The organism is Prosthecodimorpha hirschii, from assembly GCF_001305515.1.
Classification (GTDB): domain Bacteria; phylum Pseudomonadota; class Alphaproteobacteria; order Rhizobiales; family Ancalomicrobiaceae; genus Prosthecodimorpha; species Prosthecodimorpha hirschii.
The window spans coordinates 5,155,823-5,182,485 of record NZ_LJYW01000001.1; the positions used below are offsets into that span (position 1 = coordinate 5,155,823).

The window sequence follows — 26,663 nt, forward strand, 5'->3', positions numbered from 1 at the left end:
CTCCGACGGGCCGCCGCAAGCATATTTTGACCGCGCGGCCGGCTGCCTTTATGCCAGGAGTGCGGTGCGGCAGGATGGGACGCGCTGCCGAAGGGGAGATGACGAATGACCGCCTTGGAGTCCGCCGCAACGCACGAGCCGCGCCCCCTGTGGAAGCCCGATCCGGCCGAGGTGGCCGCCAGCGCCTTCGCGGCCTTCGCGGCCGAGGCGGGACGGCGCGCCGGCACGAGCTTCGCGGATTTCGACGCCCTGCACGCCTGGTCGATCGCCGATCGCGAGGCCTTCTGGGACTTGGTCTGGGACTTCGGCGGCGTGATCGGCGAGAAGGGCGAACGCCGTCTCCTCGACGGCGACAGGATGCCGGGCGCGCAGTTCTTTCCCGACGCGCGCCTGAACTTCGCCGAGAACCTGCTGCGCAAGTCCGACGACACCACCGCGATCGTCTATCGCGCCGAGGACAAGCGCGAAGGCCGGATGAGCTGGCGCGAACTGAACGATCTGGTCTCGCGCCTGCAGCAGGCGCTGGAGACCGAAGGGGTGGCGGTCGGCGACCGGGTCTGCGCCATGCTGCCGAACGGCCCGGAGGCGGTCGCCTGTATGCTGGCGGTTGCGTCGCTCGGCGCGGTCTGGTCGTCCTGCTCGCCGGATTTCGGCGAGCGCGGCGTGCTCGACCGCTTCGGCCAGATCGAGCCGAAGGTGTTCATCACCTGCGACGGCTATTGGTACGGCGGCAAGACCATCGATGTCGGCGACAAGGTCGCTGCCGTCGCCGGCCAGTTGCCGACGGCCCGAAAGGTGGTGATCGTCGACCAACTCGGGGTCGCCGATGCGCTCGCGGCCCGGCTGCCGAACGGCGTCGGCTTCGCGGCCTTCACGGCCGGCTTCGACGCCAAGCCGCCGCGCTTCGTGCGCGTCGCCTTCAACCAGCCGCTCTATATCCTGTTCTCGTCGGGCACCACGGGCGTGCCGAAATGCATCGTCCACGGCGTCGGCGGCACGCTGCTGCAGCATCTGAAGGAGCACAAGCTCCATGCCGGGGTGAAGCCCGGCGACCGGGTCTTCTATTTCACCACCCTCGGCTGGATGATGTGGAACTGGCTCGTCTCGGCGCTGGCCGCGGAGGCGACGCTGATCCTGTTCGACGGCTCGCCCTTCGCGCCGAGCCCGGCCGTGCTCTGGGACATGGCGGCGGCCGAGCGGGTGACGCTGTTCGGCACCTCGGCGAAATATATCGACTCGATCGCCAAGGAAGGCCTGCGGCCGCGCGACACCCACGACCTCTCGGCCCTGAAGATGATCTGCTCGACCGGCTCGCCGCTGGCGCCGGAGAGCTTCGGCTACGTCTACGAGGCGATCAAGCCGACCGTGCATCTCGCCTCGATCTCCGGCGGCACCGACATCGTCTCCTGCTTCGTGCTCGGCATTCCGGACAAGCCGGTCTGGAAGGGCGAGATCCAGGGGCCGGGTCTCGGCCTCGCCGTCGATGTCTATGACGATGCCGGCCGGCCGGTCCGCGGGGAGAAGGGCGAACTGGTCTGCGCCAAGGCCTTCCCGTGCATGCCGGTGATGTTCTGGAACGATCCGACCGGCGCCAAGTATCGCGCGGCCTATTTCGAGCGCTTCCCGAATGTCTGGTGCCATGGCGACTTCGCCGAATGGACCGAACACGGCGGCATGATCATCCATGGCCGGTCGGACGCGACGCTCAATCCGGGCGGCGTGCGCATCGGCACGGCGGAGATCTACGCCCAGGTCGAGCAGATCCCGGAGGTCATCGAAGCCCTGGCGATCGGGCAGGACTGGGACGGCGACGTGCGCATCGTGCTGTTCGTCCGGCTGAAGCCCGGCGTCGCGCTGGACGAGGCGCTGATCGGCCGCATCAAGGCGAAGATCCGCACCGGCGCCTCGCCGCGCCATGTCCCGGCCCGGATCGTGGCGGTGGCCGACATCCCGCGCACCAAGTCCGGCAAGATCGTCGAACTCGCCGTGCGCGAGGTCGTCCACGGCCGCCCGGTCAAGAATGTCGAGGCCCTGGCCAACCCGGACGCGCTCGCGCTCTTCGCCGGGATCGAGGATCTGGCGCGCTGACGTGAAAAGCCGGGCGCCGTCGGCCGCAGGGCGGTCCCGACGGCGCCCGGCCCCTTTTTCGATCCGGACGGCTTCGCCGTGAGGCCTGTTCCCGGACGGCTCGGGCCGTCAGGCCTTCAGCGTCGGGAAGACATGCACCACCTGGCTGTCGTCCTCCAGGCCGTGACCGGCCTCGGAGGAGGCGACGAACAGCCGGTGGGCGGTGGCGGCCAGCGGGGTGGCGGCGCCGGCATCCTGGCCGGCGGCGAGCACGATGCCGAGATCCTTGACGAAGATGTCGACCGCGCTGGTCACTTCCGGATTGTCGCGGATCATGCGTGGGCCGCGGTCGGTCAGCATCCAGCTCATCGCCGCCGAGCCGGACATGATGTCGAGCACCACGGCCGGGTCGACGCCGACCGATTTGGCGAGCGCCAGCGCCTCGCCGGCGGCGGCCAGGTGCACGCCGCAGAGGAGCTGGTTGATCGCCTTCACGGTCGCGCCCTGGCCGGCCGTCTCGCCGACATGGCGCAGGCGGCTGCCCATGGCGAGGAGAAGCGCGCGGTTCCGCTCGAACAGGTCGACCGGGGCGGCCGCCATGATGGTCAGCGTGCCGGCCTTGGCGCCGGCGACGCCGCCGGAGACCGGGGCATCGACGAAGCGGCGGCCGGTCGCCTCGACGCGCGCGGCGAGAGCCGCCGCCGCGCCGGGCGGGCAGGGCGCCATCAGGATCACGCTGGCGCCCGCCGGCAGGGCCTCGAGCGCGCCGTCGGCGAACAGGACGGTCTCGGCCTGCGCCGCATTGACGACCATCAGCACCAGGGCTTCGGCGCCGGCCGCGGCCTCCGCCGCACTGGACGCCGCCCGCCCGCCTTCCGCCAGCAGGGGGGCGGCCGCCTCGGCGCGCCGGTCGTAGCCGACGACCGCGAAGCCGGCCCGGGCCAGATTGACGGCCATCGGGCCGCCCATGGAGCCGAGGCCGACGAAACCAATGCGCTGTCCGGTCATGTCGCTCACTTCAAGGTCAGGGCTGGGATGTAGGAATAGAGGGCAAGGATGATCAGCGCGGCCAGATAGAAGGGCGCCAGTTCCTTCGCGGTCCGGATGATGCCGGTTCGGGCGATCGAGGCCGAGATGAACAGCGTGGTGCCGACCGGCGGGGTGTAGAGCCCGATCGCCAGGTTCAGGACCATGATCATGCCGAGCTGGGTCAGGTCGAGGCCGATCACCTTGGCGAGCGGCACGAAGATCGGCCCGAGCAGCAGGATGGCGGCCGGCAGGTCGATGAACATGCCGGCGACCAGCATGATCAGGTTCATGGCCACGATGATCAGCCACGGGCTCTTCAGCGTCTCCAGCGCCCAGGTGGCGAAGACCTGCGGCGCCTGAACGTAGGTCATGATCCAGCCGATCACCGCCGACGACATGATCACCAGCATCACGACGCCGGTGGCGACGCCGGCCGAGACGATCGCGCCGTAGACGCGCGCCCAGGTCAGGTCGCGATAGATCAAGAGCCCCGCGCCGAGCGAATAGAACACCGCCAGCACCGAGACCTCGGTCGGCGTCGCGATGCCGAAGCGCAGGAAGACCAGGATGAAGACCGGCATGGCGAGCGCCGGCAAGGCCTTCAGCAGGAGCGTGCGGAAGCGATCCCACTCGAACGGCACCTTGGAGAGCGGGAAGCCGCGCAGCCGCGCCGAGACGTTGTTCACGGCCACGAAGGCGGCGGTGAGCATCAGGCCCGGCACGACGCCGGCGAAGAACAGGGCGCTGACCGAGACGTCGGAGACCAGCGAATAGAGGATCATCGGGATCGAGGGCGGGATCAGGATCGCGATGGTCGAGGCGGCGGCGTTGTTGGCCGCGCAATAGGCGGCCGGATAGCCGGACTGCTTCTGCCACGGGATCAGCATGCCGCCGATCGCGGTGGCATCCGCCACCGCCGAGCCCGAGACGCCGCCGAACACCGCCGAGCCGACCACGCTGGTCGAGGCGAGGCCGCCGCGATAGCGCTGCACCAGGATGGTGGCGAATTCGATCATGCTGCGGCCGAGCGCGCCGCTCATCATCAGGCTGCCGGCCAGGATGAAGAAGGGCAGGGCCAGCATCGGGAAGGACTGCGTCTGCTGGAACATCTGCTGGATGACGATCATCAGCGGCAGCGCTTCGCTGGACAGGATCGCAGCCACCGAAGCGGCGACCAGGACATGGCCGACCGGGATGGCCAGGAACATCAGCCCGAAGAAGACGACGATCAGGACGACGATCATGTCACGCTCTCCTCGGGATCGAATTCGGGGGCGGCCTCGGCGCCGTGGGCGACGACGCGGACCGCGATCGCCAGAGAGGCCCACATGGTGCCGGCCATGCCGAACAGCAGCGAGTAGAAGCCGATCGAGCGCGGCAGGCGGAGGAGCGGCGTATGTTCGTCGGCGGTGATCCCGGCGATCTCGACGACCGGTCCGATCAGCAGCGCATAGGTGGCGAAGACCACCATGTTGACGAACACGATGGCGGCGACCTTGCCGCGCGGGCCGAGCTTGCCGGAATAGAAGTCGACCGCGATATGGGCGCTGCGCTGGACGCCGAGCACGATGCCGGCGGCGATCAGCCAGGGAAACAGCAGCTCGGGAATCTCGCCGACCTCGTTGATGCCGCCGCTCTCGAACAGATAGCGGGCGACGACGTTGGCGCCGATCACGGCCAGCAGGGCGAGCATGGTCAGAACGACGATGCCGCGGCACAGCCGCCCGAGCCACGCATCCACCCAGTCGGTGGCCTTGGCCAAAGCAATCATGGGGAAACCCTCGACGGGGAATGAGGAGACCGCCGCCCGCCGTCCCGGCCGGGAGGCGGCCGGAAGGGCGTCGGAGCGGCGGTCCGGCCGTTCGGGGAGGGGCGCCGGGGCCGGTCTCGGACCGGACGCCGGGCGCCGTCGCGGCTCAGCCGACCGCCTTGACCAGCTGATCGACGAAATCGCCGAAGGGCTTCTTCTTCCAGATGTCGACCACCGAGGCCGAGGCCTTGCGGAAGGCGGCCTTGTCGGCGTCGTTCATCTTGATCGCCGGATTGGCCTTGAACTCGGTGAAGAGCTTGGCCTCGCCGTCGGCGAGCATCTGGCGCTGCAGCGCGCCGGCCTCGGTCGCGGCGGCCTTGATCACGTCGCGATCGGCCGGGGCGAGCCGGTTCCAGGTGATCGCCGACATCAGGAAGGGGGAGGACTCCCACTTGTGGCCGGTGATCGAGATGAAGGGATTGACCTCGTAGAGCTTCGAGGAGGCGATGTTGGTGAGCGGGTTTTCCTGCCCGTCGACCACGCCCTGCTGCAGCGCGACATAGAGTTCGCCGAAGCTGATCTGCTGGGTGGCGGCGCCGAGCGCCTGGAAGATGTCGATGGTCATCGGATCCGGCGGCGTGCGGATCTTGAGGCCCTTCAGGTCCTCCGGCACGCCGATTGGGCGCTTGGAGTTGGAGATGTTGCGAATGCCGTTGTCCCAGTAGCCGAGCGGCACCATGCCGACCTTGGCGAAGCGCTGGGCGAGCACGTCGCCGAACGGGCCGTCGAGCAGCTTGAAGGCGTCGGCCGAGCTGGAGAACAGGAACGGCAGGCCCAGCGCGGCGATTTCCGGCACCAGGGCCGAGGTCGAGCCCTGGCTGTTGACGGTCATGTCGACCGCGCCGGTGCGCAGGCTGGTCAGGAGCGAGGCTTCGTTGCCGAGCTGCTCGGACGGGGCGACGCGCACTTCGATGCGGCCGCCGGTCTTGTCCTTGACGAGCTCGGCGAATTTCAGCGACGCGATCTGGCGCGGATTGGTCGGCGCGGCATTGTGGCCGAGCGAGAGCGTCGTGGCGGCCGCGGCGCCGCGCGGCAGGACGAGGATCGCCGGGGCGGCGACGCCGGCGGCGAGCATGAAGCGGCGCCGGGACAGGCGGCTGTCGATGATCTTGGTCATGGTTTCCTCCAGATGGTTTTTGAACGGAAGGGCTCGGCTCTTGCGGCCGATTGCGCCGGCTCGTCTCCGGCGGCGGTGTCGTGGGATTGTTGTGCATGGTTCCGCGCCGCCCGATCCCGGACCGCGCGGAACCCTGCGCCGGCCGGTCAGCCGAGCGCGGCCTTGACGCGCGCCGTGACGGCCTCGACCGAGATGCCGTAGCGGTCATGCAGGGTCGGCAGCGCGCCGGCATCCAGGAAGGCGTCCGGCAGGCCGATATGGTGCCAGCCGGCCGGCTGGACCCGGTTGCGCAACAGCGTCGAGGCGACCGCCTCGCCGAGCCCGCCGATCACGGTGTGGTTCTCCATCACGAAGACCGGCCGACCGGTCTTCGCCGCGGCCGCCACGATGGCCGCCTCGTCGAGCGGCTTGATGGTCGGCACATGCAGGATCGCGGCGTCGATGCGGTCGGCCTTGAGCCTTTCGGCGACCTCGTGGGCCCGCATGGTCATCAGCCCGGAGGTGATGAACAGGGCGTCGGCGCCGTCGCGCAGCAGCTTGGCCTTGCCGAGTTCGAAGCTGTAGCCGTACTCGTCGAGCACCAGCGGCACCTGCCCGCGCAGCAGCCGCATATAGACCGGCCCCTTGTGGTCGGCGATCGCCGGCACGATCTGCTCGATCTCGTGCGCGTCGCAGGGGTCGATCACCGTCATGTTCGGCATCGCCCGCATCAGCGCCAGATCCTCGGCCGCCTGGTGGCTCGGGCCGTAGCCCGAGGTCAGGCCCGGCAGGGCGACGACGATCTTCACGTCGCGGTTTTCCTCCGCGATCGTCTGGTGGATGAAGTCGTAGGCCCGGCGCGTGGCGAAGACCGCATAGGTGGTGGCGAAGGCCGTGAAGCCTTCCGCGGCCAGCCCCGAGGCGGCGCCGAACAGATTCTGCTCGGCCATGCCCATCTGGTAGAAGCGGTCCGGGAATTCCTTCGCGAAGATGTGCAGGTCGGTATACTTGCCGAGATCGGCCGTCATGCCGACGATGCCGGGCCGCGCGCGGGCGGCCTCGACCAGGGCGTGGCCGAACGGGGCGGGCTTGGTGCGCTGGCCCTCGCCGGCGATCGAGGCGATCATGGCGGAGGTGGTCAGGCGCGGCTTGCCGGAGGCGGCGGGAGCGGGTCTGGCGATCATGCGGGCCTCCCGGCATCGAGCGCGTCGAGCGCCAGGCGCCATTCGTGCGCCTCGACGCGGATGAAGTGGTTCTTCTCGCGCTGCTCCAGGAACGGCACGCCCTTGCCCATCAGGGTATCGGCGACGATCATGCGCGGCTTGCCCTCCGGGGCGGCCAGCGCCGCGTCGAAGGCGTCGCGGACCGCATCGAGGTCGTTGCCGTCGATGCGCCGGACCCACCAGCCGAAGGCCTCCAGCTTGTCGACCAGCGGCTCGAAGGCGGTCACCTGGGTCGACGGACCGTCGGCCTGCATGTTGTTCACGTCGACGACGGCGATCATGTTGTCGAGCCCGAATTGGGCCGCGGCCATGATCGCCTCCCAGACCGAGCCCTCGCCGAGTTCGCCGTCGGAGAACAGCGTGTAGACGCGGCTGTCCGAGCCCTTGCGCTTCAGCCCGAGGGCGCGGCCGACCGCGATCGACAGGCCGAGGCCGAGCGAGCCGCCGGACATCTCCATGCCGGGCGTGTAGGAGGCCATGCCGGACATCGGCAGGCGGCTGTCGTCGGAGCCGTAGCTCTCCAGCTCGCCCTCGGGGACGATGCCGGCCTCGATCAGCGCGGCATAGAGCGCGATGGCATAGTGGCCGTTGGAGAGCAGGAAGCGGTCGCGGCCCTCCCAGTCGGGATCCTCGGCGCGCCAGCGCATGGCGTGGAAATAGGCGACCGCCAGCACGTCGGCGATGTCGAGCGCCTGGGCGATGTAGCCCTGGCCCTGGACCTCGCCCATCAGCACCGCGTTGCGGCGGATGCGATAGGCGCGGTCGGCGAGCGAGGTGTTGGGCAGGAGGGGCGCGGCCTCAGCCATGGATCAGCATGCCCCCGTTCACGTCGATCACGGCGCCGGTGACGTAGGAGGAGAGATCGGAGGCGAGGAACAGGTAGCAGCCGGCCACGTCGGAGGCGTCGCCGAGGCGGGCGAGCGGGATGCCCTTGGCGATCTCGACCCGCATCTCGTCGGTCAGCTTGCCGCCGGTGATGTCGGTCTGGATCAGGCCGGGGGTGACGCAGTTGACGCGGATGCCGTCCGGGCCGAGCTCGCGCGCCATCGCCTTGGCGAGGCCGAGCACGCCGGCCTTGGCGGCGGAATAGTGCGGGCCGCCGAAGATGCCGCCGCCGCGCTGCGCGGAAACCGACGACATGCAGGCGATCGAACCCTGCTTGCGCTCGCGCATGTGCGGAATGAACGCCTGCGACAGGAACAGGACGCCCTTGGTGTTGATGTCGAGGATGCGGTCCCAGCTCGCCTCGTCGATCTCCATGATCTTCACCGGCTGGGTCACGCCGGCATTGTTGATCAGGATGTCGACATGGCCGAAGGCGGCCAGAACGGCGGCCGCGGCGGCGTCGCAGGACGCCTTGTCGGCCACGTCGCAGCCGATGCCGACATGGCCGGTCCCGAGTTCGGCGGCGGCGGTCGCGGCGGCGGCGGCGTCGATGTCGAGAATGGCGACGCGGGCGCCGTGGGCGGCGAACAGTTTCGCCGTCGCCAATCCGATGCCGCGGCGGCTGGCGGCGCCGGAGATGACGGCTGTACGGCCTTCGAGAAGCATGGCGGTCCTGCCCTGATCTTGGTTTCTTGGTCGGCCGGGATTGAACGGAATTCATCCCCCTCTGGCAAATGGCGATAATTCAGCCCCTGTTGAATCCAATTCACCCCGGTCGCCGAAAGAGCGAAATATCGCACTGCACAACGGCTTCCGACGTCACATTGCGGTATTCCGCGGCGCCCTCTGGCCAGTGCGGCATGAATTTGATTGACTGCAGTTCATGTTGTCGAACGTCTCCCTGCCGGGTCTCCGGGTCTTCGAGACCGTCGCGCGGCGCGGCTCTTTCAAGGCCGCGGCGGCGGAACTGAACCTGTCGGCGAGTGCGGTCAGCCATGCCATCACCAACCTCGAACGGGCGATGGGCGTCGCCCTGTTCGAGCGCGAGGCGCGCCCCGTGCGGCTGACGGTCAGCGGCGAGGTCTTCATGCGCCATGTCGCGGCCGCCTTCGACGAATTGCGCCGCGGCCTGGAAGTGGTGGCGGCCCAGCAGGGCCGGCAGGTGCTGCGGCTGCATTCGGCGCCGTCCTTCGCGTCGACCTGGCTGTCGCCGCGCCTGCCGCGCTTCCTCGCCGGGCATCCGGGCATCGAGGTGCGCCTGTCGGCGAGCACGGACTATTGCCGCTTCGACACCGACGATTTCGATGCCGACATCGTCTACGGCCCGGTCCGTGCCGCCGGCGTCGAGGCGATTCCGGTCGCCGAGGAGACCGTGACGCCGCTCTGCGCGCCGGCTTTGGCGGCCCGGATCGCGACGCCGGCCGATCTCGCCGCCGTCAACCTGATCCTCAGCGACAACAAGCAGGTGCGCTGGCCGCACTGGTTCGAGGCGAACGGGCTCCGGATCGCGGCCCAGCACTCGATCCGCTTCGATCGCAGTTCGCTGGCGCTTGCCGCGGCGGCCGACGGGCTCGGCGTGGCGCTGGAGTCGACCCTGCTGGCCGAGCGCGACCTCGCCGCCGGCCGGCTGGTCGCCCCGCTTGCCGGGCGCAGCGCCGACCTCACCTATGTCGGCCACCATCTGGTCTTTCCGCGCGAGACCCGGCACCGCCGCGTGGTGCGCAGCTTCATCGAGTGGCTGCACAGCGAGGTGTCCGGCCGGCCCGGCGACTGACGCCGTCCGCTGCGGCATGCGCCGTTCGACGTCAGGCGGTCCCTCGGGCGGCGGCGCGGACCTCCGCCGTGCTTGCCGGCGCGCGACCCAGGGCACGGATGCGGGCGACCGCTGCCGTGACCAGTTCGAGATTGGTCGCCTCCGTGCCGAGCGGCGCATCCTCCAGGCCGACCCGGACATGCCCGCCCGCCGCCACGGCCGGCTCGATCAGCGGCGCGATGTCGACGCCGAGGCCGGCCACCATCCAGGCCGCGCCGGGGGCGCACTCTTGCAGCAGGGCCAGATGGGCGTCGAGCGCGTAGCGCCGGGGCGGGAAGCCCCAGGCGAACTGGTCGGAGAACATCAGCCGGTAGACCGGCGCCGGCACGCCCGGGATCGCTGCGGCCAGCGCCGCGCCGAGGCGCGTGAAGCCGGGCTCGTAGATGGCATAGCTCGGCCGGATGCCGTGAGCGGCGGCGATCCGCAGGCCCTCGCGGACATGGTCTTCCGGGTTCAGGTAGACGAAGCCCGTCTCGTCGGCGGCGATGCGGTCGAAGCGGGAGAAGTTGACCGAGCCCGGATCGCACACCGCCCACTCGATCAGGCCGCGCCGGGCCAGTTCCTCGATATGGCGGAAGCGCTCGCGGGCGCCGGTCGGCTCGAAGACGCCGAGCCCCGACCCGGCCAGCGGGATGGTCGGATAAGCGATCACGTCGACCTTGGCGCGCAGCCCCTCGATGATCCGGGCATAGAGCTCCCAGTCGTCCTTCTGCTTCCCGCTCGCCTCGTCATAGGCGTGGAAATGGACGATCGCCGCGCCCGCCTCGGCGGCTGCGACGCCCTCCGCGACGATCTCGGCGACCGTGATCGGCGCGCCCGGCTGCAGGCTGCGGCCCCAGGGCCCGTTCAATGCGACTTCCACCCAGACCGGTCGATCCGACATGTCGTTTCCCCCTATGGCGCCGTCGAGGGCGCTCTTCGCGGGCCGGCGGGATCGCCGCCGGACCGGACGGACGTCGTGTCCGTCCGGTCCGGGATGCCACCGATCGGCGCTGCGCGACAGTGAAATAAGTTGCGATCGGTGTGAGAATTTCTCCAGGTCCGGCCGCTGCTGCGATCTGGGGTGGAGTTCCTTAAGGGGACTGCGCGGATACTGCGGCCGGCTCGGCGGTCTTGCCGACCGATTTGCGCATCTCGGCGAGCAGCCAGTCGACCAGCTTGCGCAGATCGCCCCTGTGGCGCAGATGCGGGGCGATCCACAGGCTCAACTGATGCGGTCCGGCGACGAAATCGCAGGGCGCGACCAGATGGCCCGACGCGATCTCGCCCTGCACCAGGAGGCGCGGCACCATGGCGACGCCGAGCGCGCAGGCGGCGGCCTGGATGACCAGATAGAAATGCTCGTAGCGGTCGTGCGGCCGGATCTCCAGGTCCGGCCGGCCGATCGCCTGCGCCCATTGCGCCCAGGCGTCCGGCCGGGTCGCGGTCTCGAGGATATGGGCGCGCAGGAAGTCCTCCGGTCCGGCGATGCCGATGCGGGCCGCATAGTCGGGATGGCACACCGGACCGATCTCCTCGTTGACCATCGGCCGGACCACCATGTCGTCGGCCGGCTGGTACATGCTGTTGCGGATCGCCACGCTGATCTCGTCGCGGCCGAGATCGACCCCGCCATAGTTGACGTTGAGGCGCAGCTCGACATCGGGATGCTTCTGCTTGAAGTCGCCGAGGCGGGGGATCAGCCAATACATCATGATCGTCGCCGAGCACGACAGGGTCAGCGGGCTCGGCTTCAGCCGCGAGACGCCGAGATGGATCAGGTTGAAGGCCTCGGCCAGCGTCGTGGCCAGGCGGGCGCCCTCGGCCGTCGCCTCGACCGCGTGCGGCAGCCGGCGCAGCAGCGCGAGCCCGAACTGATCCTCGAGCAGCTTGATGTGCCGGCTGATGGCGCCGTGGGTGACGCCGAGTTCGCTCGCCGCCGCGCTCATGCTGCCGAGCCGCGCGGTCGCCTCGAAGGCCCGAAACGCATTGAGCGGAAGCCGTGCGCTGGACATGGGAACCTGCCGCAAGCCTGGGTCTGTCAGATTTCCTAACAGGCCCTTGCGCATATTTCCAGTCCCGCACCGGCCCGGCGCCCCTTAGGGTGGCGAACAACAAACAAGATATCAGGGAGAGAACCATGGCGCTTGCCGCCCGAGGAGCCGGACCGTCCCGCGATGCCGGGTCCTTGTCACCTCGATAAGACGAGCCTGAATGTGCGGCCGGCCGCGGCCGGCCGCACCACGCCCTTCCCGAACGCCGTGCCGTCCGACCGTCTCCGCATCCCGCGGCGCCGGAACGGGAGCGGCTTGCCGTTCCGATCGAGAGAGTTGCCCAGGATGTCGGCCGTCCCCCACGAACATGCCACCGGCTACGCCGTATCGCCCGCAGGGTCCCCGTCCTCGCTGCTGACGGTGGCGGACCGCCTCGTCGGCAATCTGGTCGAGGCCGCCGCCGCCTTGCTGGTCGCCGCCGAGATCGTCGTGCTCTTCGCCGGCGTGCTCAGCCGCTACGTCTTCCACAGCCCGATCGTCTGGTCGGACGAACTGGCCTCGATCCTGTTCCTCTGGCTTGCCATGCTCGGCTCGGTGGTCGCCTTCCGCAAGGCCGAGCACATGCGCATGACCGCGCTGGTGGCGAAGTCGGGCGCGCGGCTGCAGCCCTTCTTCGAGATGCTCGCGCTCGCCGCCAGCCTCGCCTTCCTGATGCTGACGATCGGCCCGGCCCTGAGTTTCGCCGAGGACGAGATCGCGATCACCACGCCGGCCCTGGAGATCTCCAATGCCTGGCGCGCCGCCGCATTGCCGATCGGGATCGGCCTGATGCTGTTCTCCGGCCTGATCCGCGCCCTGCAGTCGCCGCACCGGATCGCGGTCGTGCTCGCGGTCGTGATCGTCGCGGCGGTCGGCCTCGGCTTCTGGGCCGCCGGCGGCATGCTGCCGAAGCTCGGCCACTACAACCTGCTCCTGTTCTTCGTCGGTCTGGTCGGCGCCCTGGTCTTCTCCGGCGTGCCGATCGCCTTCGCCTTCGGGCTGGCGACCTTCGGCTATATCGCGCTCGCCACCAAGCTGCCGGTGATGGTCGTGATCGGCCGCATGGACGAGGGCATGAGCCATCTGATCCTGCTGGCCGTACCGCTCTTCGTCTTCCTGGGCCTCTTGATCGAGATGACCGGCATGGCGCGCGCCATGGTCGGCTTCCTGGCCAGCCTGCTCGGCCATGTCCGCGGCGGCCTGTCCTATGTGCTGGTCGGCGCGATGTATCTGGTCTCCGGCATCTCCGGCTCGAAGGCCGCCGACATGGCCGCCGTCGCCCCGGTTCTGTTCCCGGAGATGAAGGCGCGCGGCGCCAAGGAGGGCGATCTGGTCGCGCTCCTGTCGGCGACCGGCGCGCAGACCGAGACCATCCCGCCGTCGATCGTGCTGATCACCATCGGGTCGGTCACCGGCGTGTCGATCTCGGCCCTGTTCACCGGCGGCCTGCTGCCCGGCCTGGTGCTCGGCCTGACGCTGTGCTCGCTGGTCTGGTGGCGCTACCGCGACGAGGACCTGAGCGGCGTGGCCCGGCCGTCCTCGAAGACCATCGTGAAGGCCCTGGTGATCGCCTTTCCGGCGCTGCTGCTGCCCTTCGTCATCCGCGCCGCGGTGGTCGAGGGCGTCGCCACCGCGACGGAAGTCTCGACCATCGGCATCGTCTATGCGGTGCTGGCCGGCGTGCTGATCTACCGGCAGTTCCCGCTCAAGCGGCTCTATCCGATGCTGGTGGCGACGGCGGGCCTGTCCGGCGCGATCCTCCTGATCATCGGCGCGGCGACCGGCATGGCCTGGGCGCTGACCCAGTCCGGCTTCTCCGCGACGCTCGCCGCCGCCCTGAAGGGCCTGCCGGGCGGGGCGCCGATCTTCCTGATCGTCTCGGCGGTCGCCTTCATCATCCTCGGCTCGGTCCTGGAAGGCATCACGGCCATCGTCCTGTTCGGGCCGCTGATGTTCCCGATCGCCCGCCAGGTCGGCGTGCATGAGGTCCACTACGCCATGGTGGTGATCCTGGCCATGGGCATCGGTCTGTTCGCCCCGCCCTTCGGCGTCGGCTACTACGCCGCCTGCGCGATCAGCCGGATCCATCCGGACGCGGGCATCAAGCCGATCGGCGGCTACATCGTCGCCCTGATCGTCGGCCTCGCGCTGGTGATCGCGATCCCCTGGATTTCCATCGGCTTCCTCTGAAAACCGCCGCCGTCCCCCGGCGACCGCACAACCCGGCGCGCAGTCCGGATCAAAACAGGATTAGGAAACGCACATGACCAAGCTCACCCGCCGTTCGCTTCTGCTGGCCGGCGCCGCCGCCGGCATCGCGATGCCCTGGGTCGTCCGGGCGGCCGGACCCGAGATCCGGTTGAAATTCGGCAACATCGTCTCCGGCGACCATCCGCTCAACATCGCCATGGGCCGGGCGCGCGACCAGATCGTCAAGGAGACCGACGGCCGCGTCACCATCGATCTGTTCCCGAAGAACCAGCTCGGCTCGGACGCCGACATGCTGAGCCAGCTCCGCTCCGGCGCGCTCGAACTCTTCGCCCAGACCGGCGTGCTGATGTCGACCCTGGTGCCGGTCGCCTCGATCACCGGCGTCGGCTTCGCCTTCCCGAGCTATGCCAAGGTCTGGGAAGCGACCGACGGCGCGCTCGGCAAGCATGTCCGCAAGGCCTTCGAGAAGTCCGGCCTCGTCTGCCTGGAGAATTCCTTCAACCATGGCTTCCGGCAGACGACCGCCTCGACCAAGCCGATCCTGGTGCCGGACGACTTCAAGAACTTCAAGATCCGCGTCCCGCCGAGCCCGCTCTGGACCTCGATGTTCAAGGCCTTCGGCGCCGCGCCGGTGTCGATCCCGTGGGCCGAGACCTATTCGGCCATGCAGACCCGCATCGCCGACGGCCTGGAACAGCCGCTGATCGGCCTGCTCGTCGACAAGATGTACGAGGTGCAGAAGTACTGCTCGCTCACCAACCACATGTGGGACGGCTTCTGGGTGCTCTCCAGCCAGCGCATCTGGGACGGCATCCCGGCCGACATGCGCGAGATCATCGAGCGCAACATCAATGCCGAGGCGCTCAAGCAGCGGGCCGAGGTCGAGTTCATGAACGCCAACCTGCAGTCCGAACTGCAGAAGCGCGGCCTGGAATTCCACAAGGTCGACAACGAGGCCTTCCGCCAGCGCCTGGTCTCGGCCGGCTTCTACACCGACTGGCAGAAGCGCTACGGCGAAGAGGCCTGGGCGCTCCTGGAGAAGACCACCGGCAAGCTCGGCTGATCCGAAGCCGGCCATGACCCCGCGGTCCGCCGCCCCGGCGGTCCGCCCTTTCGATCGGGAGCGGAATGCGATGTCACGTCGCCTTGAGGCAAGAACCGCAATCATCTTCGGCGCCGGCTCCGTCGGGCCGGGCTGGGGCAACGGCAAGGCCACCGCGGTGACCTTCGCGCGCGCCGGCGCCCATGTCGTCTGCGTCGACGCCGTCGAGGCGGCAGCCGCCGAGACGGTGGCGATCATCACGGCGGAGGGTGGGTCGGCCGAGGCGGCGGCCTGCGACGTGCTCGACAGCGAGCGCGTGCGGGCGCTGGTCGACGGCGTCGCGGAGGCGCGCGGCCGGATCGACGTCCTGCACAACAATGTCGGCTACGCCCAGATGGGCGGCCCGATCGAGCTGACCGAGGCCGACTGGCATCGCGCCATCGATCTCAACGTGACCAGTTGCTTCATCACCTGCAAGCATGTGCTGCCGCACATGCTGAAGCAGGGCGCGGGCTCGATCACCAACGTCTCCTCGGTCGCGGCGATCCGTTGGGTCGGCTACCCCTATGTCGCCTACTACGCCGCCAAGGCGGCCGTGAACAACTTCACCCAGGGCCTTGCGCTGCAATATGCCCGGGACGGCATCCGGGTGAACGCGATCATGCCGGGGCTGATGAACACCCCGCTGATCTTCCAGCAGATTTCCGGCCAGTATGCCGATCCGGCCGAGATGGTCCGCGCCCGCGACGCGGCCTGCCCGATGGGCCGCATGGGCACCGCCTGGGACATCGCCAACGCGGCCCTGTTCCTGAATTCCGACGAGGCCGCCTACATCACCGGCATCAGCCTGGCGGTCGACGGCGGCCTGACCGCGCGCGCGGCCTGATCCCTTCCCGTCTCAACCGGACCGGCGCGGCCGGTCCACCGGAGTCCGTCGTTCCATGTCCGAGAGCCGCTTCGAGGCCGACTACTGGATGGAGACCGCCATCGACCCGCGCAAGGCCGCGGAGTTCATGGCCGGCGAACAGTCGAGCGGCACCTTCGTGGCCGTGCCGGGCGAAACCGAGGAACTGAAGGCGCGCTCCGCCGCCCGCGTGACGCGCCTCGAAATCCTGGACGACCGCGTCCCGGCGCCGTCGCTGCCGTCCGCCGGTCTCGAGGTGGCGCCCGGCCGGTTCCTGACCCGCGCCCTGGTCACCCTGTCCTGGCCGCTCGACACGATCGGCCCGTCGCTGCCGAACCTCATCGCCACCGTGGCCGGCAATCTCTTCGAGCTGAAGCCGATCACCGGCCTGAAGCTCCTCGACATCCGCCTGCCGTCGGCCTTCGCGGAAGCCCATGCGGGGCCGAAATTCGGCATCGAGGGCACCCGGCGGCTGACCGGCGTCGAGCGCCGCCCGCTGATCGGCACGATCATCAAGCCGAGCGTCGGCTTCGATGCGGCGGAGACCGCGGCGCTGGTCGATCAGCTCTGCCGCGCCGGGATCGACTTCATCAAGGACGACGAATTGCAGTCGGACGGGCCGGGATGCCCGTTCGAGGACCGCGTCAAGGCGGTGATGCGCGTCGTCGAAGCCCATGCCGACCGGTCGGGCCGGAAGGTGATGTTCGCCTTCAACCTGACCGGCGATCTCGACCAGATGCGCCGCCGGCACGACATCCTGCTCGCCCATGGCGCCACCTGCCTGATGGCCAGCCTCAATTCGGTCGGCCTGGTCGGCATGCTGGAGCTGGCCCGCTTCGCCGAGCTGCCGATCCACGCCCACCGCAACGGCTGGGGAGCCCTGTCGCGCCACCCGGCACTCGGCTGGTCCTATGTCGCCTGGCAGAAGATCTGGCGGCTCGCCGGCGTCGACCACATGCATGTCAACGGCCTGCGCAACAAGTTCGCCGAGACCGACGACAGCGTGCTGGCCTCGGCGCGGGCCTGCCTGACGCCGCTCTTCCCGGACAAGCCCTGCACGGTGATGCCGGTCTTCTCCTCCGGACAGTCGGCCGCGCAGGTGCCGGGCACCTGGGCCGGGCTGAAGTCGACTGACCTGATCTTCGCGGCCGGCGGCGGCATCATGGCCCATCCGCACGGACCGGCGGCCGGCGTCACGGCCCTGCACGAGGCCTGGGAGGCGACGCTCGCCGGCGTGCCGCTCGCCGACCATGCCCGCGCGCATCCGAACCTCGCCCTGGCGCTCGGAGCGGCGGCATGACCGATGCCGGCATCCTCGCCCCGCGGCCGCTGCCGGACGGGCCGCTGATCGCCTTCTACGGCGACGACTTCACCGGCTCGTCCGCCGTGATGGAGGTGACCGCCTTCGCGGGGCTGCCGACCGTGCTGTTCCTGAAGCCCCCGAGCCCGGCCCGGCTCGCCGCCTTCCGTCACTACCGCGTCATCGGCGTCGCGGGCACGGCGCGGTCGCAGTCGCCGGCCTGGATGGAGGCGCATCTGCCGGCCGTGTTCGACGCGCTCGCCGAACTGGGCACGCCGATCGTCCACTACAAGGTCTGCTCGACCTTCGATTCCTCGCCCGAAATCGGCTCCATCGGCCGCGCTGCCGATATCGCCGCCCGGCGCTTTCCCGGCTGGACGCCGCTGATCGTCGCCGATCCGGGCATGCAGCGCTTCCAGGCCTTCGGCCATCTGTTCGCGCGGCTCGGCGCCGAGGTCCACCGCCTCGACCGGCACCCGACCATGTCGCTTCACCCGGTCACGCCGATGGACGAGGCCGATCTCGGCCGCCATCTCGCCCGTCAGACCGGTCGCCGGATCGGGCTCGTCGATCTCGCCGCCATGAAGCGCGGCGCGGCGGAGGCGCGGCTCGCGCAGGAACTGGCCGCGGGGGCCGCCATCGTGTCGCTCGACGTGATCGACCGGGAAACCCTGGTCGCGGCCGGCCGGCTGGTCTGGGAGCAGGGCGCCCGGCCGGCCTTCGCGCTCGGCTCGCAGGGCTTCGAGGCGGCCCTCGTCGCCTGGTGGCGGGAGGCGGGGCTGTTGCCGGCCGAACCGCCGCGACGCCGGTTCGGTGCGGTCGATCGGCTGGCCTGCGTGTCGGGCTCGGTCTGCCCGGTGACGGCCGACCAGATCGCCCATGCGCAGGGCCATGGCTTTGCGGCGATCCGGCTCGATGCCGCGCGGCTGGTCGATGCCGCGGCGCTGGCGTCCGAAGTCGAACGGGTCGCCGCCGCGATGCTGCATCACCTCGGCGAGGGCCGCGACGCCATCGCCTTCAGTGCGGCGGGTGCGGACGATCCCGCGGTCGCGGCCCTGCGGACGGCGGCCGCGGCGGCGGGCGTCCCGATCGAGACCGTCAACGAACGCATCGGCACGGCCCTCGGCCGGATCCTCGAGCGCACCGTGCTGACCGCGCGCCTGTCGCGCGCCGTCGTCTCCGGCGGCGACACCTCGGGCCGCGCCGTCTCGGTGCTCGGCATCGATGCCCTGACGGCCATCGCGCCGCTCGCGCCCGGCGCCCCGCTGTGCCGGGCGCTGTCCGAGCGCCCGGAATTCGACGGGCTCGAACTCGCCCTGAAGGGCGGTCAGGTCGGCGGCCCCGATTTCTTCGTCGCCGCCAAGACCGGCCTGATGCCCTGAACCGACGGCCGAAACCCAAGAGGACAACCATGAGATTGAACGGCAAGGCAGCGATCGTGACGGGCTCGGCCCGCGGCATCGGCCTGGCGGTCGCGCGGGCCTTCCTGCGCGAGGGCGCCGCGGTGGTGATCGCCGACATCAACATCGACGGCGCGCGCGAGGCCGCCGCCGGGCTTGGCGCCGCGGAGGGCAAGGTGCTGCCGCTCGCCGTCAACGTCGCCGACCAGGCCTCGGTGCAGGCGATGGTCGACGCGACGGTGGCGACCTTCGGCGGCGTCGACATCCTGGTCAACAATGCCGGCGTCGGCGGCAACACGCCCTTCCTGGAGACCAGCCTCGCCGACTGGAACCGGATCGTCGGCATCAACCTGACCGGCGCCTTCCTGGTCGCCCAGGCCTGCGCCCGCGCCATGGTGGCCGGCGGGCGGGGCGGCAAGATCGTCAACATCGCCTCGCTGTCCGGCCAGCGCGGCGGCAACGGCCGCGCCGCCTACGGGTCGGCCAAGGCCGGTCTGGAACTGCTGACCAAGGTGATGGCGGTCGAACTCGCCGAGCACGGCATCAACGTCAACAATATCGCGCCCGGCGCGATCGAGACCGAGATGGCCAAGTTCGCCCACGATGCCGCGACGCGCGCCGCCTACAACTACCTGATCCCGATGGTCCGCTACGGCACGCCCGAGGAGATCGCCGACGCGGCGGTGTTCCTGTGCTCCGACGAGGCCCGCTACGTCCACGGCCACACGCTCAACGTCGACGGCGGCTTCCGCGCCGCCGGCCTGATGTTCGGCGACCGCAAGCCCGCGCCCGCCGTCTGATCCGCCGACGCAAAACCTGAACAATCCGGAGAAACGCCCATGACCCGCATCACCCGGCGCGGCTTCGCCACCCTCGGCGCCGCCACGGTTCTCGGCTGCGCCCTGCCGCTGCGCTATGCCAAGGCCGCCGAATTCACCTTCAAGCTCGGCACCAACGTACCCGAGACCCATCCGCTCAACATCTATCTGCGCAAGGCCTCGACCCAGATCGCCGAACAGACCAACGGCCGCTTCGATCTGCAGCTGTTCCCGAACAACCAGCTCGGCGGCGATTCCGACATGTTCTCGCAGCTGCGTTCCGGCGCGCTGGAGAGCTTCATGCTGTCCGGCGTCAACGTTCTCTCGACGTTGATCCCGTCGGCCTCGATCTACGGCCTCGGCTTCGCCTTCAAGGACTATCAGGCGCTGTGGAGCGCGCTCGACGGCAAGCTCGGCATCCATCTGCGCGGCCAGATCAACAAGGCCGGCCTGATGGTCATGGACCGCATCTGGGACAACGGCTTCCGCCAGATCACCACCTCGACCAAGCCGATCAAGGACCCCGGCGACCTGCAGGGCTTCAAGATCCGCGTGCCGGTCAGCGCGCTGTGGACCTCGCTCTTCAAGTCGCTCGGCGCCGCGCCGACCGCGATCAACTTCGCCGAGGTCTATTCGGCGCTGCAGACCCGGATCGTCGACGGCCAGGAGAATCCGCCGGCCATCATCTCGGCCGCCAAGCTGTTCGAGGTGCAGAAATACTGCTCGCTCACCAACCACATGTGGGACGGCTGGTGGTTCCTGATGAACCGGCGCGCCTGGGAGCCGCTGCCGGCCGACATCAAGGAGACGGTCGCGCGCATCGTCAACGCGCAGTGCGTGGCCGAGCGCGAGGAGGTCGCCCGCCAGAACACCGCGCTCAAGGCCGATCTCGCCGCCAAGGGGCTGATCTTCAACGAGGTCGACCCGACCCCCTTCCGCGAGCAGCTGCGCAAGGCCGGCTTCTACACCGAGTGGCGCGGCAAGTTCGGCGAGGAAGCCTGGAACATCCTCGAGGAATCGACCGGCAAGCTCGCCTGATCCGATCCCGCCCGCCGTGAGCCGGTCCCGGCGGCGGCCCGGTTGCCGCCGCCGTCGCCGGTGCGCGGCGCCGCTCTGCCTTCGGCCGCTCATCCTCTCCCGTCCGACAGTCGGGCCGCGCCTCCGCCGGCCCCGTTCCAGGATCCTGCCATGACCTCCGCGACCAGCCATTTCGTCGATCTCGACGGCGTCTCGCTCCACTATCTGACGGCCGGGCAGGGCGACCCCGTGCTGCTCGTCCACGGCATTCCGCAGACCTCCTACGAGTGGCGCCACATCATGCCGCGGCTGGCCGAGCGCTACACAGTGATCGCGCCCGACCTGCGCGGCCTCGGCGACAGCTCGCGTCCGGCCACCGGCTACGACAAGAAGACCATCGCGGCCGATCTCTGGGCGCTGACCCGCCGTCTCGGCATCGACCGCTTCCATCTCGCCGGCCACGACTGGGGCGGCCCGGTCGCCTTCTCGCTCGCCGCCCATCACCGCGAGGCGGTCAAGAGCCTGGCGATCCTGGACGTGGTCATTCCCGGCGACGGCGCCGACTTCTCGCAGGGCGGCCGGCGCTGGCACCACGCCTTCTTCCGCACGCTCGACCTGCCGGAGGCCCTGTGCATCGGCCGCGAGGAGCTGGTGCTCGGCTGGCTGTTCGACAATTACGGCCACCGGCCGAACGCCATCCCACCGGCCGACCAGGAGGAATATTTCCGCTCCTACCGCAAGTTCGGCACCTTCCGGGCGATGCTGGAATTCTATCGCGCCCTGCCGACGGATGCGGCCGACAACCGCGCCAATCTCGACCGCCTCGGCAAGCTGACCATGCCGGTCCTGGCGCTCGGCGGCGAGAAGGCCTTCGGCCGCGGCATGGAGTGCATCGAATCGTTGCGCCGCGTCGCCGAGGATGTCCGCGGCGGCAGCGTCCCCGAATGCGGCCACTGGATCCCGGAGGAGCAGCCCGAATTCCTGGCCGAGGCGCTGATGCAGTTCTTCACCGAGAACGACCGCCGCTGACCGCCGGGCCCAGGCCCCGGATGGGGCATCCGCGTCGCCAAGGACCCGCGAACGGCCTGGCACCGGCGCAAACGCCTTTCCGAACCGGTTTCCTCCCGGCTTGCGCGGCCCATCTTTATTCGCGCCGGCCGGGAGCCTCTGCCGGTCCCACGCGTTGTCCCCGACAGAGCCCGCGCATGACGCGGCGCGGCTGGTCCGAAGCGAGGGATGCGCCATGAAGGACGGATACGGAAACCGGATCGACCCCGACAATCGGGCGGAGGCGGGGCAGGGCGCCCGCTCGGGCGAGGCGGCCCGATCCGGCCAGGCCGCACCCGCGTCCGAGCGGGTGGCGAAGATCGCCGCGGCGCATGGCGTCAGCGTGGCGGCCGTGGAGAGCGCCCTGGGCGCCCTTCGACAGGGCGGCGGCACGATGGCGCAGTTCTCCCATCCCGACTTCGGCGGCATGGCGCAGTGGTCGGCCGGCGGCATGAGCATGGTCGGCGACATGTTCAACACGGCGATGAAGGCCAAACTGGACGGTGTCCTCGGCGATCTCGCCGAAGCCCTGCGCAAGAATGATCTGCCCTTCGACGAGCCGGCCGGCGGCCCCGAGGGCGATCCCCCCCGGCAGGGCGATTGGCCCCGGCAGGGCGGTTGGTCCCGGCAGGGCGGTTGGCCCGCCGAATTCGGTCCGCCGGCCGCGGCCGGCAGCCAGAACGACATGCGCTATGCCTTCTTCCCGGGCGTACGGCGCCTCGTTGTCGAAGACGGCGGCAAGCGCGTCATCTACGACACCGGCGCGCATGTGATCGGCGGCGTCGCGCAACAGCAGAGTTCCGGTCGAACCCTGACCTTCAGCAGCCAGCACGGCACGGTCGACCTGTCCCAGCTCCCGGTCGTCGGCTAGCCGCCCGGGCGTTCGCGGCCCGATCAGCGGTTCCCCGACACACGGCCGATTACCTGTCTCCCGCACGGCCGTGCGCGGACGCGATCCGAACGCGCCCATAGACCGCTCCTCCCAGACCGCAAAGCCAACTTCGCCCCCCGATCGATGGGACGGCGCAGGGGCCAAGCTGCGCGAGGACGGCGCGCTTGTCTGTGTTTTGGGGGATGTTCGAAAGGGAGAGTGGTGCCCAGGGACGGAGTCGAACCGCCGACACGCGGATTTTCAATCCGCTGCTCTACCAGCTGAGCTACCTGGGCTCCGTGGCCAGGACCGTGGCGGTCCGGACCGGAAGTGGCGGGGTTATAGTGGGTGGGCGGGGGGCTTGTCCAGAGCCTTGGTGCAGATAGTTGGGACTTGATCCGGCTTTCGAAATCCAACGGCCGGCGGTGCCGTATAGGGCAGGACGGCGGCAGGATCGGCGCGGGCTCCGGGTCTGGAATCGGCCGCGCGCCGGGGCTTTCGGCGGGGGCGATACCGGGTGGCGGTGGCGGGGGATGGCCGGGCCGGCGCGGCGGGGACGCCGCGGCGGGCATATGTCCGCAGCGGGTTCATGTCCGCGGCTGGCGGTTGTCCGCGTCGGCAGAGGCTGCCGGGCCGGGCGCTCGCCGTCCGCGGGGCGAATCGCCCGGCGCGGTGGCGCCGGGTACCGGGACGGGGGAGTTGGGATGGACCGGTGCCGGAAGGGGCAGTTCGGGCGGATCGGTGCCGGGGCCGCATGGATCGTGCCGGAGCGGCGCGGATACGTTCGCCGGCCTGCGCGCGGGCCGCGGTCAGCGGGTGGCGGGCGGGTCGTCGAATTCGTCGTCGGCGGGATCGGCGGCCGGAATCGCGTAGACGCCGGAGAGCCAGCGATTCAGGTCGACCTTGCGGCAGCGATCGGAACAGAAGGGATGATGGGCCGCCAGCGACATGCGCGAGCAGATCGGACAGGGACGGGCGGTGTGGCGGGGCGGTGCGGCGGTGCTCATGTCGGTCTCGGTGCGTGGCGCCGTGCGGCGCGGCGGATCGGTCGGATCACTGAAAATCACGGCCCGGCGGTACGTTCAAGGCGCGGATGCGAACCGCCTCGTTAAGCGAAGGGGCGGGGCGCGGCGGCGGACGGGCGGGCTGGCCACGGCCGGCGAAGACAACGAACAACGGGGAGGCATGAAGGCGATGGGCAGGTTTGCGGAACGGGCGGCGAGACTGGGACGGGCGGGCGTTGCGATGGCGGCGCTGCTTGCGGCCGCGGCGGCGGGATTGGGACCGGAGGCTGCCGAAGCGCAGCAGTTCCGGCGCGCCGTGCCGGGGGCGGGCGGCTGCGTGCTGCAATGTTCCAACGAGCGGCTGGCGGCCGGGCGCCTCGACGACGATTCGGTGCGCCGGTCGCTCAATGCCTGCCGCGACCAGTGCGAGGGCGAGATCAGGACCCGCTTCACGACCGGCGGGCAGGATGCCGCCGCCTATGCCAACTGCCCGGAGACGGCGTTGACGGAGGCCGAACTCGGCGAACTCCGCGCGGCGAGCGGCCCGCCCCTGGTGATGCTGTCGAGCTTCGTCTGGGAGGTGCGCAACGTGCTGGCGGGGCGCATCCTGCGCCGCATGGAGGTGCGCCACCAGGTGCCGACGCTGAACGAGGTGGTCAGCAGCACGCGGAGCTTCGTTCCGCCCGGCGAGACCGGCGGCTTCGTCATCGCCGAACTCGGCGACGTGACGCCGCAGCTCGGCCAGACGGTCAGGATCGTGCGCGTCACGGCCTGCGCGCTGAAGTGACCGGTGCGGGGACAGAAGCGCGCCGCGCGTCGGGCCGGCGGCGCCCGGGTGGCTCGGGGCCGGGCGGTCGCGGCCGGGGCCAGGCCCGTCGTAACGGGCTCGTCTCGATCGGGCGATCCGACCGCGGCGTGACGGCCGCGCAAGGCGTCAGCAACCATGTGCAGGCAATCGAGTGCCGGCAAATGTTTGACGGCGATCGTGGCCGGCAGCCGGGCGGGGCACGGCGGTGGACCGCCCCGGACGGGCGCGATCCGGTCCTCGCGCCGATGCTCAGGCGGAGGCGACGATCGGGGACGACCATCCGGCGCGGACCGGGTAGCCGGCGGCTTCCAGCAGGCCGACGGTCTCGGAGAGCGGCAGGCCGACGATGGTCGTGTAGGAACCGACGATCTTGACCACGAAGCTGCCGGCGATGCCTTGCACCGCATAGGCGCCGGCCTTGCCGCGCCATTCGCCGCAGGCCACATAGGCGTCGATCTCGTCCGCCGACAGCCGCTTGAAGCGGACGCGCGCCTCGACCAGGCGCGAGCGCACGGACAGCTTGTCGGAGCCCAGCGCGACGCCGGTCCAAACCCGGTGCGAACGGCCGGACAGCAGGCGCAGGCAGGCGACGGCCTCGTCGATCGTCTCGGCCTTGGGCAGGATGCGCCGGCCGACCGCCACCACCGTGTCGGCGGCCAGCACAAGACTGCCGGCGAGATCGGCATCCTGCTTCGTCCAGGCGATGCCGGCGGCGACCTTCTCGGCGGCGAGCCGGGTCGCGAGCGAGCGCGGCAGTTCGGACTTCTTCGGCGTCTCGTCGAGGTCGGTCGGCTTCAGGACATCCGGCTCGATGCCGACCTGCTGCAGAAGCCCGAGGCGGCGCGGCGAGGCGGAGGCGAGAACGAGCTTCGGGCGAACGGCGTCGGGCATGGCGAGGGTCCGGACAGGCGCCCGAGGGCGGGAGGGTGCCCGAAGACGGGCTGGCGACCGACGGCGAGACGGCAGCGGGAGGCGAGACGGAACCGGGAGGCGGGCTGGACCCGGTCGCGGGGGAGACCCGATCGAGGGCTGAACCCCTTTGGGCTGAACCCCGGAGGGCTTAACCCCTTTGGGCTGCACCCGGTGGCGGGCCGGCGCCGGAAGGCTGCGCATCCCGAGGGCGGTCGAGGGAGCGCCGGAGGCGGCCGGCGCGAAGCCGCGTTCGGCTCCCGGCCGGTCACTTGAAGCGGCCGGTCACTTGAAGCGGCCAGTCACTTGAAGCGGTAGGTGATGCGGCCCTTGGTGAGGTCGTAGGGCGTCATCTCGACCAGCACCTTGTCGCCCGCCAGAACGCGGATGCGGTTCTTGCGCATGCGGCCGGCGGTGTGCGCGATGATCTCGTGATCGTTCTCCAGCTTCACGCGGAAGGTCGCGTTCGGCAGGAGCTCGGTGACGAGCGCGGGAAATTCCAGGATTTCTTCCTTGGTCATGAGTCTTCCGGGTCAGGGGAAATGAATGCGCGGAAACTACCGGATCGGCGCGCAAAAGGAAACCGGGAACGTAGCTGTGCGAATCCGGACCGCGCGCAGGGCTGCGCGGGCGGCTTCCGGCACCGGATCGCCTCGCGCCGGGCGAGGCGGGGCGAGGGGAGTGTAGCGCAATCGCGCGCCGGCAAAAGGGGCTTTCGGGGCCACGCGGCCGGGCGCCGGATGGGGCGCCGCCGCATGGTGGGCCGACGGGACGGAGACGGCGCCGCGTGCCTCAGGGGCCGCGGCGCTGGTGGTCGGTTCGGGTTCAGCGCTTCTGGATGGCGATGGAGAAGTCCGGGATGGTGCCGGGCTTGGACATGACGGGATGCTGGCGGCCGTCGGTGAGGACCTTGACGCGCTCGGCGACGTAGACATCGAGTTCGGAGAGGGTGATGACGCCGTTCTTCAGGAGGTCGGCCTTGCCCTCGGCGATGCCCTCGATGACCGCCTTGGTGAAGGCGCCGTTGCCCCAGGCGGCGTTCTCGATCGACAGTTCCTTGCCGGTCGAGGAGCCGAACACGACGACGCCGTTCTCGCTCGCCGCCAGTTCGTTGACGACGCCGTTGATGTCGACGGAGCCGCGGGTCTTGTCGGCCGAGACGCCGGCGGCATGGCAGGCGTCGAGGAACAGCACGGCCTTGCCGGCGAGCCGGCTCAGCGTCGAGCGGATGTCCTCCTTGTTGATGCCGCGGCTCCGGAGCTTGGAGATCGAGGCGTCGACGGGCAGGAACCAGAAGGCGCCGGCATTGTCGAGATAGCCGTGGCCGGCCAGGAAGATCATGCCGATGTCGCGGCTGGTGACCTGCTTCTCGAGCCATTCCAGGCCCTCGACGATGC

The 26,663-nt window shown here is 70.0% G+C and carries 25 protein-coding genes and 1 tRNA gene; 12 read left to right on the forward strand and 14 right to left on the reverse strand.

The window, feature by feature from the left end:
- Positions 1–105: 105 nt before the first annotated feature.
- Positions 106–2,088 carry an acetoacetate--CoA ligase gene (locus ABB55_RS22700; protein WP_054360854.1) on the forward strand — a complete coding sequence of 661 codons (1,983 nt, stop codon included), beginning with the start codon at positions 106–108 and terminating at the stop codon, positions 2,086–2,088.
- Positions 2,089–2,196: 108 nt separating this feature from the next.
- Here ABB55_RS22700 and ABB55_RS22705 read toward each other — a convergent pair whose 3' ends face one another.
- From ABB55_RS22705 to ABB55_RS22735, 7 genes are all read right to left on the reverse strand, one after another.
- Entirely contained in the window at positions 2,197–3,075 is an 879-nt protein-coding gene (locus tag ABB55_RS22705) for an NAD(P)-dependent oxidoreductase (protein WP_054360855.1), read from the reverse strand.
- A gap of 5 nt (positions 3,076–3,080) precedes the next feature.
- Positions 3,081–4,340 (reverse strand): TRAP transporter large permease, encoded by a 1,260-nt coding sequence (locus ABB55_RS22710; RefSeq protein WP_054360856.1) that lies wholly within the window; start codon positions 4,338–4,340, stop codon positions 3,081–3,083.
- Positions 4,337–4,867 carry a TRAP transporter small permease gene (locus ABB55_RS22715; RefSeq protein ID WP_054360857.1) on the reverse strand — a complete coding sequence of 177 codons (531 nt, stop codon included), beginning with the start codon at positions 4,865–4,867 and terminating at the stop codon, positions 4,337–4,339. The genes ABB55_RS22710 and ABB55_RS22715 overlap by 4 nt, the downstream gene beginning before the upstream one ends.
- Before the next feature lie 145 nt (positions 4,868–5,012).
- Positions 5,013–5,981, reverse strand: a complete 969-nt coding sequence (locus tag ABB55_RS22720) for a TRAP transporter substrate-binding protein (protein WP_244472195.1) — start codon at positions 5,979–5,981, stop codon at positions 5,013–5,015.
- A 188-nt stretch (positions 5,982–6,169) separates the two neighbouring features.
- Positions 6,170–7,186 (reverse strand): transketolase family protein, encoded by a 1,017-nt coding sequence (locus ABB55_RS22725; RefSeq protein ID WP_054360859.1) that lies wholly within the window; start codon positions 7,184–7,186, stop codon positions 6,170–6,172.
- The gene (locus ABB55_RS22730; RefSeq protein WP_054360860.1) at positions 7,183–8,031 is read right to left on the reverse strand and encodes a transketolase; all 849 of its coding nucleotides are present in this window, start codon (positions 8,029–8,031) and stop codon (positions 7,183–7,185) included. The genes ABB55_RS22725 and ABB55_RS22730 overlap by 4 nt, the downstream gene beginning before the upstream one ends.
- On the reverse strand, positions 8,024–8,776 hold the full coding sequence (locus tag ABB55_RS22735) for an SDR family NAD(P)-dependent oxidoreductase (protein ID WP_054360861.1): 753 nt from the start codon (positions 8,774–8,776) through the stop codon (positions 8,024–8,026). Before ABB55_RS22735 ends, ABB55_RS22730 begins: the two co-directional genes overlap by 8 nt.
- 217 nt (positions 8,777–8,993) lie before the next feature.
- Here ABB55_RS22735 and ABB55_RS22740 point away from each other — a divergent pair, with 217 nt between their 5' ends.
- Positions 8,994–9,884 (forward strand): LysR substrate-binding domain-containing protein, encoded by an 891-nt coding sequence (locus ABB55_RS22740; protein WP_054360862.1) that lies wholly within the window; start codon positions 8,994–8,996, stop codon positions 9,882–9,884.
- A gap of 31 nt (positions 9,885–9,915) precedes the next feature.
- On the opposite strand, the gene ABB55_RS22745 is transcribed toward ABB55_RS22740, so the two are convergent.
- Positions 9,916–10,806: a beta-keto acid cleavage family enzyme gene (locus ABB55_RS22745; protein ID WP_054360863.1), complete on the reverse strand. Its 891-nt coding sequence runs from the start codon at positions 10,804–10,806 to the stop codon at positions 9,916–9,918.
- Between the two features lie 190 nt (positions 10,807–10,996).
- Positions 10,997–11,917: a LysR substrate-binding domain-containing protein gene (locus ABB55_RS22750; RefSeq protein WP_054360864.1), complete on the reverse strand. Its 921-nt coding sequence runs from the start codon at positions 11,915–11,917 to the stop codon at positions 10,997–10,999.
- Positions 11,918–12,241: 324 nt separating this feature from the next.
- Between ABB55_RS22750 and ABB55_RS22755 the strand changes: the two genes are divergently transcribed.
- From ABB55_RS22755 to ABB55_RS22795, 9 genes are all read left to right on the forward strand, one after another.
- Positions 12,242–14,125, forward strand: coding sequence for a TRAP transporter large permease (locus ABB55_RS22755; RefSeq protein ID WP_054360865.1), 1,884 nt, complete (start codon positions 12,242–12,244; stop codon positions 14,123–14,125).
- Between the two features lie 73 nt (positions 14,126–14,198).
- The gene (locus ABB55_RS22760) at positions 14,199–15,209 is read left to right on the forward strand and encodes a TRAP transporter substrate-binding protein (RefSeq protein WP_054360866.1); all 1,011 of its coding nucleotides are present in this window, start codon (positions 14,199–14,201) and stop codon (positions 15,207–15,209) included.
- A gap of 70 nt (positions 15,210–15,279) precedes the next feature.
- Positions 15,280–16,074, forward strand: coding sequence for an SDR family NAD(P)-dependent oxidoreductase (locus tag ABB55_RS22765; protein WP_054362240.1), 795 nt, complete (start codon positions 15,280–15,282; stop codon positions 16,072–16,074).
- Between the two features lie 55 nt (positions 16,075–16,129).
- Complete coding sequence (locus tag ABB55_RS22770; protein ID WP_054360867.1) at positions 16,130–17,392, forward strand: ribulose-bisphosphate carboxylase large subunit family protein; 1,263 nt, start codon at positions 16,130–16,132, stop codon at positions 17,390–17,392.
- Entirely contained in the window at positions 17,389–18,774 is a 1,386-nt protein-coding gene (locus ABB55_RS22775) for a four-carbon acid sugar kinase family protein (protein ID WP_054360868.1), read from the forward strand. The genes ABB55_RS22770 and ABB55_RS22775 overlap by 4 nt, the downstream gene beginning before the upstream one ends.
- A 29-nt stretch (positions 18,775–18,803) precedes the next feature.
- The gene (locus ABB55_RS22780; protein WP_054360869.1) at positions 18,804–19,592 is read left to right on the forward strand and encodes an SDR family NAD(P)-dependent oxidoreductase; all 789 of its coding nucleotides are present in this window, start codon (positions 18,804–18,806) and stop codon (positions 19,590–19,592) included.
- A gap of 39 nt (positions 19,593–19,631) precedes the next feature.
- Positions 19,632–20,648, forward strand: coding sequence for a TRAP transporter substrate-binding protein (locus ABB55_RS22785; protein ID WP_054360870.1), 1,017 nt, complete (start codon positions 19,632–19,634; stop codon positions 20,646–20,648).
- A gap of 150 nt (positions 20,649–20,798) precedes the next feature.
- Positions 20,799–21,656, forward strand: coding sequence for an alpha/beta fold hydrolase (locus ABB55_RS22790; RefSeq protein ID WP_054360871.1), 858 nt, complete (start codon positions 20,799–20,801; stop codon positions 21,654–21,656).
- 328 nt (positions 21,657–21,984) lie between these two features.
- Complete coding sequence (locus ABB55_RS22795; RefSeq protein WP_054362241.1) at positions 21,985–22,545, forward strand: hypothetical protein; 561 nt, start codon at positions 21,985–21,987, stop codon at positions 22,543–22,545.
- 220 nt (positions 22,546–22,765) lie between these two features.
- Here ABB55_RS22795 and ABB55_RS22800 read toward each other — a convergent pair.
- Together ABB55_RS22800 and yacG are read right to left on the reverse strand one after the other, a co-directional pair.
- A tRNA-Phe gene (locus tag ABB55_RS22800) sits at positions 22,766–22,841 on the reverse strand.
- Positions 22,842–23,354: 513 nt separating this feature from the next.
- On the reverse strand, positions 23,355–23,552 hold the full coding sequence (yacG, locus tag ABB55_RS22805) for a DNA gyrase inhibitor YacG (RefSeq protein ID WP_054362242.1): 198 nt from the start codon (positions 23,550–23,552) through the stop codon (positions 23,355–23,357).
- A gap of 238 nt (positions 23,553–23,790) precedes the next feature.
- Here yacG and ABB55_RS22810 point away from each other — a divergent pair, with 238 nt between their 5' ends.
- Positions 23,791–24,336, forward strand: a complete 546-nt coding sequence (locus tag ABB55_RS22810; protein WP_054360872.1) for a hypothetical protein — start codon at positions 23,791–23,793, stop codon at positions 24,334–24,336.
- Positions 24,337–24,606: 270 nt separating this feature from the next.
- Here the strand turns inward: ABB55_RS22810 and ABB55_RS22815 are convergent, their stop codons facing one another.
- The 3 genes from ABB55_RS22815 to ABB55_RS22825 all read right to left on the reverse strand — a co-directional run.
- Positions 24,607–25,248 carry a Maf-like protein gene (locus tag ABB55_RS22815; protein WP_054360873.1) on the reverse strand — a complete coding sequence of 214 codons (642 nt, stop codon included), beginning with the start codon at positions 25,246–25,248 and terminating at the stop codon, positions 24,607–24,609.
- Positions 25,249–25,568: 320 nt separating this feature from the next.
- Positions 25,569–25,787, reverse strand: coding sequence for a translation initiation factor IF-1 (gene infA, locus ABB55_RS22820; protein WP_054360874.1), 219 nt, complete (start codon positions 25,785–25,787; stop codon positions 25,569–25,571).
- Between the two features lie 304 nt (positions 25,788–26,091).
- Positions 26,092–26,663 (reverse strand): caspase family protein (locus ABB55_RS22825; RefSeq protein WP_160321296.1); only part of this gene is annotated, 572 nt, incomplete at its 5' end.

What these genes read in the sequence shown, in the direction of transcription:
- ABB55_RS22765 (WP_054362240.1), top strand. Translation starts at nt 15,280, where the DNA reads ATGTCACGTCGCCTTGAGGCAAGAACCGCAATCATCTTCGGCGCCGGC.
- ABB55_RS22810 (WP_054360872.1), top strand. Translation starts at nt 23,791, where the DNA reads ATGGCGGCGCTGCTTGCGGCCGCGGCGGCGGGATTGGGACCGGAGGCT.
- infA (WP_054360874.1), bottom strand. Translation starts at nt 25,787, where the DNA reads ATGACCAAGGAAGAAATCCTGGAATTTCCCGCGCTCGTCACCGAGCTC.
- ABB55_RS22785 (WP_054360870.1), top strand. Translation starts at nt 19,632, where the DNA reads ATGACCCGCATCACCCGGCGCGGCTTCGCCACCCTCGGCGCCGCCACG.
- ABB55_RS22775 (WP_054360868.1), top strand. Translation starts at nt 17,389, where the DNA reads ATGACCGATGCCGGCATCCTCGCCCCGCGGCCGCTGCCGGACGGGCCG.
- ABB55_RS22750 (WP_054360864.1), bottom strand. Translation starts at nt 11,917, where the DNA reads ATGTCCAGCGCACGGCTTCCGCTCAATGCGTTTCGGGCCTTCGAGGCG.
- ABB55_RS22730 (WP_054360860.1), bottom strand. Translation starts at nt 8,031, where the DNA reads ATGGCTGAGGCCGCGCCCCTCCTGCCCAACACCTCGCTCGCCGACCGC.
- ABB55_RS22770 (WP_054360867.1), top strand. Translation starts at nt 16,130, where the DNA reads ATGTCCGAGAGCCGCTTCGAGGCCGACTACTGGATGGAGACCGCCATC.
- yacG (WP_054362242.1), bottom strand. Translation starts at nt 23,552, where the DNA reads ATGAGCACCGCCGCACCGCCCCGCCACACCGCCCGTCCCTGTCCGATC.
- ABB55_RS22740 (WP_054360862.1), top strand. Translation starts at nt 8,994, where the DNA reads ATGTTGTCGAACGTCTCCCTGCCGGGTCTCCGGGTCTTCGAGACCGTC.
- ABB55_RS22735 (WP_054360861.1), bottom strand. Translation starts at nt 8,776, where the DNA reads ATGCTTCTCGAAGGCCGTACAGCCGTCATCTCCGGCGCCGCCAGCCGC.
- ABB55_RS22790 (WP_054360871.1), top strand. Translation starts at nt 20,799, where the DNA reads ATGACCTCCGCGACCAGCCATTTCGTCGATCTCGACGGCGTCTCGCTC.
- ABB55_RS22715 (WP_054360857.1), bottom strand. Translation starts at nt 4,867, where the DNA reads ATGATTGCTTTGGCCAAGGCCACCGACTGGGTGGATGCGTGGCTCGGG.
- ABB55_RS22705 (WP_054360855.1), bottom strand. Translation starts at nt 3,075, where the DNA reads ATGACCGGACAGCGCATTGGTTTCGTCGGCCTCGGCTCCATGGGCGGC.
- ABB55_RS22720 (WP_244472195.1), bottom strand. Translation starts at nt 5,981, where the DNA reads ATGCTCGCCGCCGGCGTCGCCGCCCCGGCGATCCTCGTCCTGCCGCGC.
- ABB55_RS22760 (WP_054360866.1), top strand. Translation starts at nt 14,199, where the DNA reads ATGACCAAGCTCACCCGCCGTTCGCTTCTGCTGGCCGGCGCCGCCGCC.
- ABB55_RS22725 (WP_054360859.1), bottom strand. Translation starts at nt 7,186, where the DNA reads ATGATCGCCAGACCCGCTCCCGCCGCCTCCGGCAAGCCGCGCCTGACC.
- ABB55_RS22745 (WP_054360863.1), bottom strand. Translation starts at nt 10,806, where the DNA reads ATGTCGGATCGACCGGTCTGGGTGGAAGTCGCATTGAACGGGCCCTGG.
- ABB55_RS22755 (WP_054360865.1), top strand. Translation starts at nt 12,242, where the DNA reads ATGTCGGCCGTCCCCCACGAACATGCCACCGGCTACGCCGTATCGCCC.
- ABB55_RS22780 (WP_054360869.1), top strand. Translation starts at nt 18,804, where the DNA reads ATGAGATTGAACGGCAAGGCAGCGATCGTGACGGGCTCGGCCCGCGGC.
- ABB55_RS22700 (WP_054360854.1), top strand. Translation starts at nt 106, where the DNA reads ATGACCGCCTTGGAGTCCGCCGCAACGCACGAGCCGCGCCCCCTGTGG.
- ABB55_RS22815 (WP_054360873.1), bottom strand. Translation starts at nt 25,248, where the DNA reads ATGCCCGACGCCGTTCGCCCGAAGCTCGTTCTCGCCTCCGCCTCGCCG.
- ABB55_RS22710 (WP_054360856.1), bottom strand. Translation starts at nt 4,340, where the DNA reads ATGATCGTCGTCCTGATCGTCGTCTTCTTCGGGCTGATGTTCCTGGCC.